This window comes from Rhizobium sp. AC27/96 (assembly GCF_001692325.1).
Lineage (GTDB): Bacteria > Pseudomonadota > Alphaproteobacteria > Rhizobiales > Rhizobiaceae > Rhizobium.
The window spans coordinates 393,721-407,808 of sequence record NZ_LXKN01000046.1; the positions used below are offsets into that span (position 1 = coordinate 393,721).

The window sequence follows — 14,088 nt, forward strand, 5'->3', positions numbered from 1 at the left end:
CCGCCGCCCGTCGAGACGATATTGTCGCGTCGCAAATAGGGAGAAACATCCATGAAAATCAGCGCAAGAAACCGCCTCAAGGGCAAGGTCGTCGAAGTCACCAAGGGTGCGACGACAGCGCATGTCCGCATCGACATCGGCAACGGCTCAATCGTTACGTCCTCGATCACCAACGAAGCGGTTGACGAGCTGGGCCTGACGGTCGGCGCTTCGGCCTATGCCGTCATCAAGGCATCCGACGTCATGGTCGCCGTCGACTGACAACCAGAACAGGCGTGATCTTGGAGCACTTCCAGGAAAAGTGCGTAGCGGTTTTCCGTCCGGAATGCGTCAAGAAACAAAAATATAGAGCGTTTTCGCGATTCGAAGAAAAGCGGAAATGCTCTATCCGAAAACCGCTTCGCACTTTTCGGGATCGTGCCTAAGCCTTCTGGCAATGATGCGCCGTCTCGCCGTCGTCTGTCTGGAAATCACCGGACTGCGGCGGCGCGATGGGTTTGAACAGCGCGCGATCCGGCTTCAGGTCGAGCAGCGGCGTACCATCCAGGCAATCCATGCCGCGAACGAGCAGCACCGGTCCTTCCACGGCCTCAAGCTTGACGATGGATGTGCCGATGGGGTTTGGCCGCACCGGCGATCGCAGCGAGAAGGTGCCGTGCACCTTGCCATTGCGCGCGGGGCTCTGCAGCACGAGATCCCGACGCGATCTATCCAGCCAATAAAGAATCTCCAGGCGCTCGAAAGCCTCCACTCCCGTCAGCGCCAGCACCCAGGGCTCGAAGATTTCGATCCGGCAAATCGGCCCATCATGCCGCCCCTGGCGCGGCGTTTCCATGCGCGATGTCCAGGGCGTGGAAATGCGACCGATGAAGGTGAGGCCGGCATCCGAGGCCGCAGGCGGCTCGACGACCACCTCGTTTTCGCGAATCTCGTTCTCACGCACCATGAACGTCTTCCTCTTTCGATGCCGGCTACTTCAAGCCCTTCAGCAAGGTTGCCACTTGATCATCCGTCAGATCGACCTGATAGAACAGCTTGTAGAACGCCTTCACATCATCCGTGAAATTGCTCCTGAAGAGCTTCGGATAGAGCAGCTTTTCCAGCCAGCGCACGCCGAGAAGCCGATTGACGCCGGGCGGCGAATCGAACCAGCCGAAGGGTAGTGACGGCGGCACAAAGACCTTGCCATCTTTGACGGCCTTGATGGCAGCCCACTGCGGATCGCTCTTCACCAATCCTGCAAAATTCGCATCGTCTGCGATGATGATATCCGGGTTCCAGCCAACAATTTGCTGCGGCGTCACCTTGGTCAATCCGCCCTTGCCGACAGCAGCTGCGACGTTCATCGTGCCCACGACATCGAGGATTTCGAGATTAATCGAGCCGGAAAGCCCGGTCTCCAGCCCATCCGCGCCGCGGCCATAATAGACGCGCGGCCGCGGATCGTTCGGCAGCGTCGCCAGCTTGTCGTTCAGGTCCTTGACCGTCGAATCGACGTAGTCGGCCAGCTTGTTGGCACGATCGCCAACACCGATAAGCGCGCCGACATCACGGAGCGTATCGGCTGTGCGGGCAAAGCTGCCGTCAATCAGCACATAGGGAATACCGGTCTCCACCTGCACCTTGTCGGCCAACGCCTTGTAGGTGGGATCGACCGTGCCGGCATCGAGGATGATGTCAGGCTTGGTATCCATCACGGCCTGTGTGCTGATCGTGCCGCCCTTGCCCGTCAGACGACCGACGGTGGGAAGTGCCTGGACCGAAGGCATGAGATAGGCTTTGGCGGCATCATCAGGGGCGTGCACCCATCCCGCCAGCTTTTCCGGCGCCAGAACATAGACCAGCACGGCCGCCGGCGGTCCGGCAACGACGATGCGGTTGATTTTATCGGGTACCGAGACCGTGCGTCCGGCCGCGTCGGTGATAATCCGTGCCTGCACGGAGACAGGAAGCAGCCCGACAAATGCCAGAGCAAGAACCGCAAGAAATTTCATCATAAAAGCCGCCCGCTATGATCGAATAGATCCCCGGGGCGGCACTATGGCATAGCGCTATATTGGATGGAACATCTCGAAAGCACTATTCCAGAATGAAACATGCTGTCGGCAATCACGACGCCTTGATGGTGAGCTAACGTCCCGCTTCAAGCGGCGCGCAATCCGGCCTGCCTGCTTATCCAGCACCCAATCTGCACCATGATGGAAAGACTTTCATTACATCGCGTGTAATTGAGGAGATGTTCGTCTCACGGTATCCAACATCCGTCTTCTTGCAGGAAGAGCATTTCAAAGCCCTTCAACAGACGGAGCCTTGGCCCGGAACGATGTCGCGGCCGCGACCCACGTTCCAACGGCAGGCTCAGGAGAAACCCATGACCACGATGTCCTTTACGAAAAGAGACGCCCCCCAATGGCTGCTGGCCTTCTGGCGGGACATTGACGACAAGACCTTTGGCGACGGCTTCAATTGCTTCGCGGAAGACGCGACATGCAATCTCGGCATTGCCGACTGGAAGGGACGCGAGACCATTCGCGAAAACCTGCGCGCCTTCATCGACACCGGATTCACCGCGTTGCATGATGTTACCGAATATTGGGATGGCGGATCGCTCAAAGTGTTCCGTGGAACAGTCACCATGACGCCCGACGATCGAACACAGGCGGTGGTCAAGCCGGTCATGACGCACTTTTTCTACATGGACGAGGTCGATCCTGCCAAAGTGCGTCATTGGTACGGATCAGTCGGACCCGTCGCGTTCTGACGGCAATCCATGCCGGCGGGGTGGTTGAACCCACCCCGCCACGATGAGACGAATGAAGCGAGGCCCCTGCATCATGAGTTCTTCCCGCACAGATCCGAGAATGCCAAACGAACTCGGCCCGCAGCTGCGTGCATGGCGGGGCACACGAGGCAAGAGCCAGCTCGATCTATCCCTCGATACCGGCATTTCGCAGCGTCAGATCAGTTTCATCGAGAGCGGCAGGAGCACTCCCGGTCGCCAGAATGTTCTGCGCCTAGCTGAAGCATTGGACGTGCCGTTCCGGGAGCGCAACAGCCTGCTGCTTGCCGCCGGCTATGCACCGATCTATTCGGAGGCAAGCTTCGACGATCGCGAGATGCAAGGCGTGACGAATGCGCTCAAGCGCATGCTTCGCCAGCACGAGCCGTTCCCGGCTGTCGTGATGGACCGCTACTGGAACGTCTTGATGACCAATGATGCGACCCCTCGCTTCTTCGGTCATTTCATCGATATGGCCGCACGTCCGGCACCGCGTAATCTGCTGCATCTCATGTTCGATCCCTCGGGCATGCGGCCCTTCATTCCCGATTGGGATCTGACGGCAAAGAGCCTTCTCGGACGGGTTTTTCGGGAGTCCGTTGGCCGCACCATTGATGTACGGACCAAAGAGCTCATCGACAGCTTGCTTGCCTACCCGGATGTGGACGCCGAATGGCAGGCTTTGCCTGCAGTCGAGAATGCGCCGCTTATCCCTCTTTCCTTTGTGAAAGACGGACATGTCCTGAGATTTTTTTCACTGGTGACGACGGTAGGTACCGCGCAGATGATCACGACCCAGGAATTGCGGATCGAATGCATGTTTCCGCTGGATGAAGCCACGGAGATTGACTACGCCGAACTGATGAACACCGCTCAATAGAGAGGCAGCCGCGGAGAATGCTCGCTGATATCACGCCGCCTTGACGGCGTGATATTCCTTGATGGCGACCATCTTGATAGCCGGGTAACGTTCGGCCTCGTAGCGCAGCGAGAAGCCGTCCTGGGCGAGGAAAACCGGATCGCCGTCGAGATCGCGGGCGATATCGCCACGACGCGCGGTGACGAATTTTTCGAGGTCAGCGGGCTGGTCGGCCGACACCCAGCGGCAGACGGAGAAGCGCGACATTTCGAAGGAAACCGGCAGGCCGTATTCGGCCATCAACCGCTCCTTCAGCACGTCGAGCTGCAGCGCGCCGACAACGCCGACGATGGCGGGAGAGCCGTCCTCGGGCGAGAACAGCTGCACGACACCCTCTTCGGCCATCTGCTGCAGCGCTTCCTTCAGCTTCTTCGCCTTCATGGCATCCTCAAGACGCACGCGGCGCAGGATTTCCGGCGAGAAGTTCGGCACGCCCTGGAAGACGAGCGATTCACCTTCCGTCAGCGTATCGCCGATGCGCAGCGTCCCGTGGTTCGGAATGCCGACGACATCGCCGGCATAGGCGGTGTCGGCAAGCTGGCGTTGCGATGCGAAGAAGAATTGCGGCGCGGTGAGGCCGAGCTGCTTGCCGGTGCGCGACAGGCGCGCCTTCATGCCGCGCTCGAGCTTGCCCGAGCAGATGCGGGCAAAGGCGATGCGGTCGCGATGGTTCGGGTCCATGTTCGCCTGGATCTTGAAGACGAAGGCCGTCATCTTGTCGTCGGTGGCGTGAACGGTCCTGATATCGGCCACCTGATCGCGTGGCGGCGGCGCGAATTCGCCGAGCGCGTTGATGAGGTCGCGGACACCGAAATTGCGCAGCGCCGAGCCGAAGAAGACCGGCGTCATATGGCCTTCAAGGAAAGATTCCTGGTCGAAGGGGCGGCAGGCTTCGATCGCCAGTTCCGTCTCGTCGATGAAGGCCTGGCGTTCGTTTTCCGGCAGACGGTCGGCGACGGCCTGCGGGCCGTTGACGGGAGTCGCGGCGACTTCAGTATCGGAGCCGCGAACGGTGTTGGATGCCAGATGATAGGAACCGCAGAAGGTCTTGGACCGGCCGATCGGCCAGGTAATCGGCGCCGTGTCGAGCGCCAGCTTCTCTTCCACTTCATCGAGAATCTCGAAGGGATCGCGGCTTTCGCGGTCCATCTTGTTGATGAAGGTGATGATCGGGATATCGCGCATGCGGCATACTTCGAACAGCTTCAGCGTCCGAGGCTCGATACCCTTGGCGGCATCGATGACCATGACGGCGGCGTCGACGGCGGTGAGCGTGCGATAGGTATCGTCGGCGAAGTCTTCGTGACCGGGCGTGTCGAGAATGTTGAAGACATTGCCTTCATATTCGAAGGTCATCACCGAGGTCACGACCGAGATACCGCGCTCGCGCTCGATCTTCATCCAGTCGGACCGCGTCTGCATGCGATCCTTCTTGGCCTTGACTTCACCGGCAAGCTGGATGGCGCCGCCGAACAGCAGCAGCTTTTCGGTGAGCGTCGTCTTGCCCGCGTCCGGGTGAGCGATAATAGCGAATGTGCGGCGGCGGGAGACCGCCTCGGCGAGACTTTCGGCCATGCGTGTAAATCCTGTGAATTGCGGCCGTATCTAGCGACTCAAGGCCGGGATTGCAATTGACCTTGGGCATCCGAGCGCAAACTAATGCCGCATGACCATTCACACAGAGACTCGCCCGATCCTGAACCTCATCCGCCTGCCGAATGGCGAAGGCCTGGAACTGCCCGCCTACGAGACCAAGGGCGCCGCCGGCATGGACCTGCGCGCCGGCGTCGAGGATGGGGCACCGCTGACGCTCGCGCCCGGCAAACGCGCCCTCGTTCCCACCGGCTTCATCTTCGAGATCCCCGAGGGTTATGAGGCTCAGATCCGCCCGCGCTCCGGCCTTGCGTTTAAAAACGGTATCACCTGCCTGAACTCACCCGGCACCGTCGATTGCGATTATCGCGGCGAGGTGAAGGTGCTGTTGATCAACCTCGGCGACGAGCCATTCGAGATCACCCGCGGCATGCGCATCGCGCAAATGATCATCGCGCCGGTGACGCAGGTGCGTGTCGCTGAGATCACCGAAGTCAGTGAAACCGCGCGCGGCGCCGGCGGCTTCGGCTCCACCGGCGTGTGATGAGCGATCTTGCCCAACAGCATGACCTGACGCTCCGCCAGGACTATTTCGCAGATCCTTCCGCCTGGAACGCTCTCGTCGATCTGCTGCAGGATACGTTTTCCATCGACATCAACCTGCAGGCTTCATTCGGCGGCCCCGATCCCAGCAGCATGCCCTCAGGCTATTTCGACGCCGATGGCCGCTGCGTCGCCAATTTCAGCGCCTTCTCGATGCCGATGATCATCAATGGCCGGTCAGTGAAGGCGGCCGGATATCAGTCCGGAGCAGTTCGGCCCGAATGGCGCGGGCGCGGGCTTTATCGCGACCTCATGCAGCGCACCTTTGCGCGAACGAAGGCCGAGGGCTATGAGCTCGATCTCCTGCTCACCGACAAGCCGGCGCTCTATGAGCGTTACGGTTTTCGAGCCCTGCCACAGCATGTCTTCATTGCGCAGACTGCGAAACCCCAGCAATCCGGGCAGACTGCCCGGCAGCTCTCCCTGGAAACGCCTGATGATGTGCGTCTGATCAAGACGCTCCTGCAAAGCCGGCAGCCGGTCTCCGCTCGCTTTGCCGTCACCAGGCAGACGGAGATGTTTCTGCTGAATGCCGGCTTCAATACCGCGATCCGCCTGACGGCACTCGGCGATGACACGGTGATTGCATGGACCTTTGATGGCGCGACTTTCTGGCTTCTCGACGTCGTGGGAACGACCATGCCATCCCTCGCCGCAATCCTGTCTGCGCTTGACCTCGAACCCGATCGTATCGAGATCTGCTTCTCTCCGGATCGTCTGGATTGCGAGGTATCGCTGGAGCCCTATGAGGGCTACACGATGCTGATGGCGCGCGGCAAGGCGGCGGACGACATTGCCGGGCCGATCCTGCTCTCACCCATGGCGGAGTTCTAGAGCATTTCCGTTTTAATCGAAGTGACGGAAATGCTCTATCTCTTTGTTTTCACGCAATTCCGGACGCAAAACCGCTCCGCACTTTTGCTGGAATTGCTCTAGCGCGAAAGCGGTGGCAGCCGACGCTTGACCGGTGTCGCCTTGATCATCGACGTATTCGTCTCGGCCCGCTCGGTGATCTTGTCCAATATGCCATCAAGCTCACCCATCGAGCGCACCACCAGACGACCGATGAAACAATCATCGCCGGTGACCTTGTCGCATTCGATGAATTCCGGCGTCTCCTGAATGATGCGCTCGACGACGTGCAACTGGCCGGGCAAAGGCCGGATGCGAACGATCGCCTGCAGGGGATAGCCGATCGCCTCCGGCGCGATATCCACGGTGAAGGCTGAAATGACGCCGCGCTCCTCCAGCCGACGCAGCCGTTCCGCAGCGCTGGGCGATGACAGGCCGGCTACCTCCGCCAGCTCCTTCAGCGAGATCCGGGCATTGCGTGCCAGCGCTTCGAGCATTCGCTGGTCTGTCTCGTCCAGGCCAATCGCTGCATTAGGCACACCCATTTTATAACCTCATTTAATTAGGATAAAACTCCACATCACCTCATTAAATCTATATCACCGTTAGTCTCGTCGCAATATCATCTGCTCCAACATGCGGGAGCACAGGCAATGAGCGAGATACGGCGCGGTTCGATGGAAATGACGGCGGCGATGCTGATTTCAGGGACGATCGGCTGGTTCGTTCTGATGTCGGGGCAGCCGGTGACCGGCGTGGTGTTCTGGCGCTGCCTCTTCGGCGCGATGACGCTTCTCGGTGTCTGCGCCGTCATGGGCTTGCTGCGCCCCGGCATGCTGACCCTCAAGACGTTCTCGATCGCCGTTGCCGGCGGCATCGCCATCGTCCTCAACTGGCTGCTACTTTTCGCGGCCTATTCGCATGCCTCCATTTCCATTGCGACGACCGTCTACAACACGCAGCCCTTCATGCTGCTCGGGCTCGGCGCGCTGTTTCTCGGCGAGAAGATCACGCTCACCAAGCTCTTCTGGCTCGGCCTCGCCTTTGCCGGCATGGTCGTCATCGTCGAGGGTAAGCCCACGGAAACGGGCGGCGCGGGGAGCTATGCGATTGGCATCCTGCTTTCGCTCAGCGCTGCCTTCTTCTACGCACTGGCGGCCATCGCCGCGAAGTGGCTGAAGGGCACGCCGCCGCATCTCATCGCGCTCATCCAGGTCTCCACAGGCGTCCTGATGCTCGTCCCGTTCACCGATTTCTCCGCTGCTCCGCATGATGCCGGCGGATGGTCGATCCTCGTCACCATGGGCATCGTCCATACCGGCCTGATGTATGTGCTGCTCTATGGCGCCATCCAGAGGCTGCCGACGCATCTCACAGGCGCGCTGTCCTTCATCTATCCGATCGCCGCCATCATCGTCGATCGCCTCGCCTTCGGCCATGTGCTCGGCGTGGCGCAGATCATCGGCGCCATCGTCATTCTGGGGGCGGCGGCGGGCATGAATCTCGGCTGGACGATACCCCTGCCCCGTCCTAAAAGCAGTGATCTTTCGAAGGGAACAGCCGAATGATCACCTGCTACCTGCGCTACGTCATCGATCCCTATAAGCTTGCCCAGTTCGAGCATTACGCAAAGCTCTGGATCCCGCTGGTCAACCGGCTTGGCGGCACGCATCACGGCTATTTCATGCCGCATGAAGGCGCCAACAATATTGCGCTCGCGCTCTTCAGCTTTCCGAGCCTTACGGCCTATGAGGAGTATCGGCTGAAAATACCCGAGGACGCAGAATCCCAGGCCGCCCTTGCCTATGGCGAGGAAACACGCTGCATCGTCAGCTATGAGCGCAGCTTCATGCGGCCGGTCTTCTAAGATTATTTGGCTGGTTGCGGGCAGGTTTCCGGCTGGCCGTCGAGACCTTCCGCCAGCTTCTCGAAACGCGCACTCGGCTTGGCCCCATCTGCGCCGAGATGCAGGACGTATAGACTGTCGAAATCCTTGCCGTGCCACTTCGGCACCGCCTTGGCGTCGCCGCCGTTCTCGCTCATCAATTGGCGGGCGAGATCGACGATCTGCTTGTGCTCCCACGCAACGAAGATCAGCTTGCCGGCATAATCGTGCTTTTCCAGCGCAGCCTTCAGGCCATCGATATCCTCATAGCCAAAGCTGGTATCGACAGGCAGGCCCAGCGCGATAGCGGTCGGCTCGATGGTCGCAAGCGGCCGGATGTAATCGTAGGAAACGCCGGAATCCTCCTTCCGCTTGGAAGGATCGGGGGCAAAGATCGCCGAAGGCTTGCCAAAGAGCTTCGTCAGCACCGGCGGCAAGGCGAGCGACCGGTTGAGGCCCTGGCAACTCAGTTGGCCAAGACCCGCATCCGGCTTTTCGCCGTGGCGCATGAAGACGATTGTTTGCGTGCCGGTCTCCGCCGCCGAAGCGAGCGGCACGACGCTTGCGAACGAGGCGAGTGCCAGAAGGCCGGCGGTGATAGTCTGTGAGACGTTTATCATCAGCGTTGCGCCTCAAACGCCATTCGGACGGCAAGCCCTGCCAACACCGTACCCATCAGCCAACGCTGCACAAGCGCGAAGGACGGGCGGCGCACGAAGAACAGCGCGACGGAGCCGGCCGTCAGCGCGAAGATGGCATTAAAGGTCAGGCTGACGGCGATATGGACAAAGCCGAAGATAACGGATTGCGTAAACACGCTGCCGGCGGCGGGATCGATGAACTGCGGCAGCAGCGAAAGATAAAGCACTGCGACCTTCGGGTTCAGCAGGCTGGTCACCAGCCCCATGGAGAAAAGCCGGCGCGTGCTGTCTTTCGGCAGCTCGCGCACCTGAAAAGCGGAGCGGCCGCCGGGCTTCAGCGCATTCCAGGCAAGCCAGCCGAGATAGGCCGCACCGGCCAGCCGCAGCGCATCATAAGCGAAGGGCACGGCAAGAACGAAGGCGGTGATGCCGAGCGCGGCCGACAGCATGTAGAAGACAAAGCCGCAGGCGACGCCGCCGAGTGAGATCAAGCCTGCCGCTGGCCCCTGCGAGATCGATCGCGATACCAGATAGATCATGTTCGGCCCGGGCGTCAGCACCATGCCGAGCGCAATCAGGGCAAAGGCGATCATGCTGGTGAGGTGCGGCATCGGGGGCTCCGGGCGGGAAGGCGTCAGAAAAGAATTTCGGTGGATGCGATCAGTCTGATTTCATGCGGCCCAGCATCGAAACCGTCAAGCAGCATATTGTGATGGGAGACAATCTCTTCGAAAGCCAGCTTGCCCATATCCGCCGTGGTGTGGCCATCCGAGATCAGCGAGACGTCGAAACCGAGCGAAACGGCGCGGCGTGCCGTCGTATCGACGCAGAATTGCGTCATGCAGCCGCCGATGAAAAGACGGGTAATGCCGCGGGCACGCAGCTTCGCCTCAAGATCGGTTTCGAAGAAGGAATCGCAGCTCGTCTTGTGCACCACGACATCGCCGGCCTCGGGTGCGATTTCCCGGCGCAGCTGCCAGCCTTCGCTGCGTTTCACCAGCCGATGGCCCGGGTTGCCGTCGTGCTGAACGATGAAGGCCGGAATGCCGGCAGCGCGTGCCCTGTGTTTCAAGCCCGCCAGCTTGGCGACAACCGCTTCCAGCGCCGCATCGATAGCCGGTTGCCGGCCCGGAGCGCCAAGGCCGGTCAGGATGGAATTTTGAAGATCGATCAGGAGCAATGCAGAAGACATGATATCCTTGGGCAAAGCAGTTTCGACGCGCCGTTAACCCCTTGGTAATCCGTTCGCAGCGCCAGCGCAATCGCTTGAAAACGCAAAGGTGGTGCGGTAGAGCAAACACCATCTGAGGAGGAAATTGCCATGACGCTTGCATCCCTGCTCGCCTATTGCGGCGCTCTCTTCATTGCTGCGGCAATTCCCGGCCCTGGGATTACGGCGATCGTGGCGCGTGCGCTTGGCTCCGGCTTTCGCGAGACCTTTTTCATGGGCCTCGGCCTCGTGCTCGGTGACACGATCTACCTGACGGCCGTCATCCTCGGCCTTGCCTTCGTGGCGCAGACCTTCACCGAGGTGTTCATCGTCATCAAGATCGCCGGTGCGCTCTATCTCGGCTATATCGCCTGGAAACTCTGGACGGCCGGTTTGCTGGCAGCCGATATCGCGGCAAAGAAATCCAATAGCGCCGGCATGTCTTTTCTCTCGGGCCTGCTGGTGACGCTCGGCAATCCGAAGACCATGCTCTTCTACGTCGCGCTGGTGCCGACGCTGATCGATATCGGCAGCATCGGCCTGCGCGAATATGCGATGTTGCTGGCGGCAACCTTCGTCGTGCTGCTTGTCGTTCTCGTCCCCTATATGCTGCTTGCCTCGCGAGCCCGCACCTTCCTGAAGAAGCCGCGAGCCCTGCAGATCTTGAACCGGGTCGCGGCAAGCATCCTCGCGGGCACGGCCGCCTTCATCGCCGCCCGCGTGGCCTGAAAAAATCTTCTCTGAAGAAGTCAGTTGAGAGATTCTTTTCTCACGCGCAGCAAGCGGTGAGGACGCCCGCACTCTGGTTTCCGCAAGCATTTGATCCTATTGTCACTCCATAATTCCAATGTAGGGAGAGAACCCATGTCCGACACCCGCAAACCAGGCCGCGGCCGCGTCTATGCCTCGATCACCGAGACCATCGGCGATACGCCGCTCGTGCGTCTCGATAAGCTGGCGAAGGAAAAGGGCGTCAAGGCCAACCTCCTGGCAAAGCTTGAATTCTTCAACCCGATCGCCTCCGTCAAGGACCGCATCGGCGTTGCCATGATCGAAAGCCTGGAAGCTCAGGGCAAGATCGCTCCGGGCAGGACCGTGCTGATCGAGCCGACGTCGGGCAATACCGGCATCGCGCTCGCCTTCGCCGCCGCCGCCAAGGGTTACAAGCTGATCCTCACCATGCCGGAGACCATGTCGATCGAGCGCCGCAAGATGCTGGCACTGCTCGGCGCCGAACTGGTGCTGACCGAAGGGCCGAAGGGCATGAAGGGCGCGATCGCCAAGGCCGAGGAACTGGCCTCGACGCTGCCTGATGCCATCATCCCGCAGCAGTTCGAGAACCCGGCCAACCCGGAAATCCATCGCAAGACGACGGCCGAGGAAATCTGGAACGACACCGAGGGCAAGGTCGATATCTTCGTCTCCGGCATTGGCACGGGCGGCACGATCACCGGCGTCGGCCAGGTGCTGAAAGCCCGCAAGCCCGACGTGAAGGTCATCGCCGTCGAGCCGACGGATTCCCCGGTTCTTTCCGGCGGCAATCCCGGTCCGCACAAGATCCAGGGCATCGGCGCCGGCTTCGCGCCGAAGATCCTCGACACCCATGTCTATGACGAAGTGATCACCGTTTCCAATGACGAGGCCTTCCAGCAGGCCCGGCTCGTGGCGAAGCTCGAAGGCGTGCCTGTGGGCATCTCCTCCGGTGCGGCGCTGACGGCAGCCATCAAGGTCGGCCAGCGCCCGGAAAATGAAGGCAAGACCATCGTCGTCATCATCCCCTCCTTCGCCGAACGCTACCTGTCGACGGCGCTGTTCGAGGGTCTGGGCGGCTGATAGAGGCTGGCTCCGTTACCACACATTCAAAGGGCGCCACGGCGCCCTTTGTCATTTTCTAGACCCCTTTCGCTTTTCTTCGAATCGCGAAAGCGCTCCATCTCTTTGTTTTTACTCTTTGTTTTTACGCATTTCCGGACGGAAAACCGCTGCACACTTTTCCTGGAAATGCTCTAATCTCAGCAATGTCACGCCGCCGCAGTCAACCGCTCACCCGCGATGCGATAGGAAATAGCTTCGGCAAGATGGATGCGCCCGACGGTCGGCTTGTCGTCGAGATCGGCGAGCGTCCGCGCCACCTTGAGGATGCGGTGATAGCCACGGGCCGAGAACTTCATCTTCTCCGCAGCATCCCGCAGCAATTGCAGGCCAGCGGCGTCCGGCTCGGCGATGGTTTCGATCATCGAGGTTGAGCAGCGGGCATTGGTGAGGATGCCCTTCATGCCGGCCGTTTCGAAACGCTCGCGCTGCCGCTCCCGGGCGCGAGCGACACGCAGTGCCACATCGGCGCTCCTTTCCGCCGCTGCCGGCCGGATAAGATCGGCGGCGGAAACGGCCGGTACGTCGATGCGGATATCGATGCGATCGAGCAGCGGGCCGGAAATGCGCCCCTGATAATCGCTGACACAACGCGGGCCTCGGGCGCAGGTATGCCCCGGCTCGCCGGCCATGCCGCATCGGCAAGGGTTCATCGCCGCGATCAACTGGATGCCGGCGGGGTAGGAAACCCTGTGGTTCGCGCGGGCGATGACGCATTCGCCGGTTTCCAGCGGCTGGCGCAGCGCATCCAGCGCCTGCGGCGAAAACTCCGGCAGTTCGTCAAGAAATAGAATGCCGTGATGGGCAGGCGAGACCTCACCGGGCCGGGCACGCAGACCGCCACCAACGAGTGCCGCCATGGTAGCGGAGTGGTGCGGCGCACGGTAGGGCCGCCGATCGGAAAGCTTGCCGCCCGAAAGCTGGCCGGCGACCGAATGGATCATCGACACTTCGAGCAGCTCCGATGTCGATAGCGGCGGCAATATCGACGGCAGGCGCGAGGCCAGCATCGACTTGCCGGAACCGGGCGGCCCGACGAAGAGCAGATTATGGCCGCCAGCCGCTGCCACTTCCAATGCCCGCTTGGCACTCTCTTGCCCCTTGATATCGGCAAGGTCTGGCAGGTTGGCGGCGGTGGCCCGCACTGCTGGCTCCGGGCGTGACAACACCTGCGTGCCGCGAAAATGGTTGGCAAGCGCGATCAGGCTGCGTGGTGCGAGAATATCGATTTCCTTGCCCGCCCAGGCGGCTTCCGGCCCGCTCTCGAACGGGCAAATCAGCCCCTTGCCCATGGCATTGGCCGCGATCGCAGCCGGTAGGGCGCCCGCAACGGGTGCAATCGTGCCGTCGAGATTGAGTTCGCCGATAACGGTGTAGGAGGACAGGGCGTCAGCCGGGATGGCACCCAGCGCCGCCATCAGGCCGAGCGCAATCGCAAGATCGAAATGGCTGCCTATCCAGCATGACCGTTTTGGTATTGATGCTTCAAATGACCAGTACCGCGTTTACGCACCCTTGCTCCAACGCGAGTATGCCCGATCCGTGGAGCGCATGCTAACTCGGAGCGGATCGGGCATACGGTACGACTCCACCCTATTGACTTTAGCTTCCTCACCAGGATCGCGGTAGATCACCGAGGTTCAGTTCGGGCGGCGACACTCAAGGCGAGATTCAGCGTCAATCAGGATGAGAGTCGGCGGCCGGGGGGTGTGACAATGGAAGGTCATAGACCGA

Annotated in this window: 16 protein-coding genes and 1 pseudogene; 9 read left to right on the forward strand and 8 right to left on the reverse strand. The window is 60.8% G+C overall.

The window, feature by feature from the left end:
• The first annotated feature begins 51 nt into the window (after window positions 1-51).
• Window positions 52-261: a molybdopterin-binding protein gene (locus tag A6U86_RS27305; RefSeq protein ID WP_068397781.1), complete on the forward strand. Its 210-nt coding sequence runs from the start codon at window positions 52-54 to the stop codon at window positions 259-261.
• Between the two features lie 160 nt (window positions 262-421).
• Here the strand turns inward: A6U86_RS27305 and tsaA are convergent, their stop codons facing one another.
• Together tsaA and A6U86_RS27315 are read right to left on the reverse strand one after the other, a co-directional pair.
• Window positions 422-946 carry a tRNA (N6-threonylcarbamoyladenosine(37)-N6)-methyltransferase TrmO gene (gene tsaA, locus A6U86_RS27310; RefSeq protein WP_068397784.1) on the reverse strand — a complete coding sequence of 175 codons (525 nt, stop codon included), beginning with the start codon at window positions 944-946 and terminating at the stop codon, window positions 422-424.
• Window positions 947-971: 25 nt separating this feature from the next.
• Window positions 972-1,997 carry an iron ABC transporter substrate-binding protein gene (locus A6U86_RS27315; RefSeq protein ID WP_068397786.1) on the reverse strand — a complete coding sequence of 342 codons (1,026 nt, stop codon included), beginning with the start codon at window positions 1,995-1,997 and terminating at the stop codon, window positions 972-974.
• A 374-nt stretch (window positions 1,998-2,371) separates the two neighbouring features.
• Between A6U86_RS27315 and A6U86_RS27320 the strand changes: the two genes are divergently transcribed.
• Window positions 2,372-2,761, forward strand: coding sequence for a nuclear transport factor 2 family protein (locus tag A6U86_RS27320; RefSeq protein ID WP_068397970.1), 390 nt, complete (start codon window positions 2,372-2,374; stop codon window positions 2,759-2,761).
• Between the two features lie 73 nt (window positions 2,762-2,834).
• Entirely contained in the window at window positions 2,835-3,659 is an 825-nt protein-coding gene (locus tag A6U86_RS27325) for a helix-turn-helix domain-containing protein (protein ID WP_068397789.1), read from the forward strand.
• Window positions 3,660-3,689: 30 nt separating this feature from the next.
• Here the strand turns inward: A6U86_RS27325 and A6U86_RS27330 are convergent, their stop codons facing one another.
• Complete coding sequence (locus A6U86_RS27330; RefSeq protein WP_068397792.1) at window positions 3,690-5,273, reverse strand: peptide chain release factor 3; 1,584 nt, start codon at window positions 5,271-5,273, stop codon at window positions 3,690-3,692.
• A 91-nt stretch (window positions 5,274-5,364) separates the two neighbouring features.
• Between A6U86_RS27330 and dut the strand changes: the two genes are divergently transcribed.
• Both dut and A6U86_RS27340 read left to right on the forward strand, forming a co-directional pair.
• Window positions 5,365-5,835 (forward strand): dUTP diphosphatase, encoded by a 471-nt coding sequence (gene dut / locus A6U86_RS27335; RefSeq protein WP_068397794.1) that lies wholly within the window; start codon window positions 5,365-5,367, stop codon window positions 5,833-5,835.
• Window positions 5,835-6,728, forward strand: coding sequence for a GNAT family N-acetyltransferase (locus A6U86_RS27340; protein ID WP_068397796.1), 894 nt, complete (start codon window positions 5,835-5,837; stop codon window positions 6,726-6,728). The genes dut and A6U86_RS27340 overlap by 1 nt, the downstream gene beginning before the upstream one ends.
• Window positions 6,729-6,826: 98 nt before the next feature.
• On the opposite strand, the gene A6U86_RS27345 is transcribed toward A6U86_RS27340, so the two are convergent.
• Complete coding sequence (locus A6U86_RS27345; protein WP_068397799.1) at window positions 6,827-7,291, reverse strand: Lrp/AsnC family transcriptional regulator; 465 nt, start codon at window positions 7,289-7,291, stop codon at window positions 6,827-6,829.
• 108 nt (window positions 7,292-7,399) lie between these two features.
• Here A6U86_RS27345 and A6U86_RS27350 point away from each other — a divergent pair, with 108 nt between their 5' ends.
• Together A6U86_RS27350 and A6U86_RS27355 are read left to right on the forward strand one after the other, a co-directional pair.
• Window positions 7,400-8,314, forward strand: a complete 915-nt coding sequence (locus A6U86_RS27350; protein ID WP_068397802.1) for a DMT family transporter — start codon at window positions 7,400-7,402, stop codon at window positions 8,312-8,314.
• Window positions 8,311-8,613 carry an NIPSNAP family protein gene (locus tag A6U86_RS27355; RefSeq protein ID WP_068397805.1) on the forward strand — a complete coding sequence of 101 codons (303 nt, stop codon included), beginning with the start codon at window positions 8,311-8,313 and terminating at the stop codon, window positions 8,611-8,613. The genes A6U86_RS27350 and A6U86_RS27355 overlap by 4 nt, the downstream gene beginning before the upstream one ends.
• Window positions 8,614-8,615: 2 nt before the next feature.
• Here the strand turns inward: A6U86_RS27355 and A6U86_RS27360 are convergent, their stop codons facing one another.
• Genes A6U86_RS27360 through A6U86_RS27370 form a run of 3 tightly spaced genes read right to left on the reverse strand, consistent with a single transcriptional unit; the run spans window position 8,616 to window position 10,464 of the window.
• The gene (locus A6U86_RS27360) at window positions 8,616-9,251 is read right to left on the reverse strand and encodes a hypothetical protein (protein ID WP_068397807.1); all 636 of its coding nucleotides are present in this window, start codon (window positions 9,249-9,251) and stop codon (window positions 8,616-8,618) included.
• Window positions 9,251-9,883 (reverse strand): LysE family translocator, encoded by a 633-nt coding sequence (locus A6U86_RS27365; protein WP_068397810.1) that lies wholly within the window; start codon window positions 9,881-9,883, stop codon window positions 9,251-9,253. Before A6U86_RS27365 ends, A6U86_RS27360 begins: the two co-directional genes overlap by 1 nt.
• A gap of 23 nt (window positions 9,884-9,906) precedes the next feature.
• On the reverse strand, window positions 9,907-10,464 hold the full coding sequence (locus A6U86_RS27370; protein WP_068397813.1) for a cysteine hydrolase family protein: 558 nt from the start codon (window positions 10,462-10,464) through the stop codon (window positions 9,907-9,909).
• A 129-nt stretch (window positions 10,465-10,593) separates the two neighbouring features.
• Here A6U86_RS27370 and A6U86_RS27375 point away from each other — a divergent pair, with 129 nt between their 5' ends.
• Both A6U86_RS27375 and cysK read left to right on the forward strand, forming a co-directional pair.
• Window positions 10,594-11,211 (forward strand): LysE family translocator, encoded by a 618-nt coding sequence (locus tag A6U86_RS27375; protein ID WP_068397816.1) that lies wholly within the window; start codon window positions 10,594-10,596, stop codon window positions 11,209-11,211.
• A gap of 135 nt (window positions 11,212-11,346) precedes the next feature.
• Window positions 11,347-12,315, forward strand: coding sequence for a cysteine synthase A (gene cysK, locus A6U86_RS27380; RefSeq protein WP_068397818.1), 969 nt, complete (start codon window positions 11,347-11,349; stop codon window positions 12,313-12,315).
• Between the two features lie 188 nt (window positions 12,316-12,503).
• On the opposite strand, the pseudogene A6U86_RS27385 reads toward cysK, so the two are convergent.
• Window positions 12,504-13,808, reverse strand: a pseudogene (locus A6U86_RS27385) (YifB family Mg chelatase-like AAA ATPase); the annotation flags it as partial.
• Window positions 13,809-14,088 lie beyond the last annotated feature (280 nt).

Excerpts from the sequence above, each read along its gene's own strand:
- A6U86_RS27305 (WP_068397781.1), top strand. The coding sequence starts at position 52 with ATGAAAATCAGCGCAAGAAACCGCCTCAAGGGCAAGGTCGTCGAAGTC.
- tsaA (WP_068397784.1), bottom strand. The coding sequence starts at position 946 with ATGGTGCGTGAGAACGAGATTCGCGAAAACGAGGTGGTCGTCGAGCCG.
- A6U86_RS27315 (WP_068397786.1), bottom strand. The coding sequence starts at position 1,997 with ATGATGAAATTTCTTGCGGTTCTTGCTCTGGCATTTGTCGGGCTGCTT.
- A6U86_RS27320 (WP_068397970.1), top strand. The coding sequence starts at position 2,372 with ATGACCACGATGTCCTTTACGAAAAGAGACGCCCCCCAATGGCTGCTG.
- A6U86_RS27325 (WP_068397789.1), top strand. The coding sequence starts at position 2,835 with ATGAGTTCTTCCCGCACAGATCCGAGAATGCCAAACGAACTCGGCCCG.
- A6U86_RS27330 (WP_068397792.1), bottom strand. The coding sequence starts at position 5,273 with ATGGCCGAAAGTCTCGCCGAGGCGGTCTCCCGCCGCCGCACATTCGCT.
- dut (WP_068397794.1), top strand. The coding sequence starts at position 5,365 with ATGACCATTCACACAGAGACTCGCCCGATCCTGAACCTCATCCGCCTG.
- A6U86_RS27340 (WP_068397796.1), top strand. The coding sequence starts at position 5,835 with ATGAGCGATCTTGCCCAACAGCATGACCTGACGCTCCGCCAGGACTAT.
- A6U86_RS27345 (WP_068397799.1), bottom strand. The coding sequence starts at position 7,291 with ATGGGTGTGCCTAATGCAGCGATTGGCCTGGACGAGACAGACCAGCGA.
- A6U86_RS27350 (WP_068397802.1), top strand. The coding sequence starts at position 7,400 with ATGAGCGAGATACGGCGCGGTTCGATGGAAATGACGGCGGCGATGCTG.
- A6U86_RS27355 (WP_068397805.1), top strand. The coding sequence starts at position 8,311 with ATGATCACCTGCTACCTGCGCTACGTCATCGATCCCTATAAGCTTGCC.
- A6U86_RS27360 (WP_068397807.1), bottom strand. The coding sequence starts at position 9,251 with ATGATAAACGTCTCACAGACTATCACCGCCGGCCTTCTGGCACTCGCC.
- A6U86_RS27365 (WP_068397810.1), bottom strand. The coding sequence starts at position 9,883 with ATGCCGCACCTCACCAGCATGATCGCCTTTGCCCTGATTGCGCTCGGC.
- A6U86_RS27370 (WP_068397813.1), bottom strand. The coding sequence starts at position 10,464 with ATGTCTTCTGCATTGCTCCTGATCGATCTTCAAAATTCCATCCTGACC.
- A6U86_RS27375 (WP_068397816.1), top strand. The coding sequence starts at position 10,594 with ATGACGCTTGCATCCCTGCTCGCCTATTGCGGCGCTCTCTTCATTGCT.
- cysK (WP_068397818.1), top strand. The coding sequence starts at position 11,347 with ATGTCCGACACCCGCAAACCAGGCCGCGGCCGCGTCTATGCCTCGATC.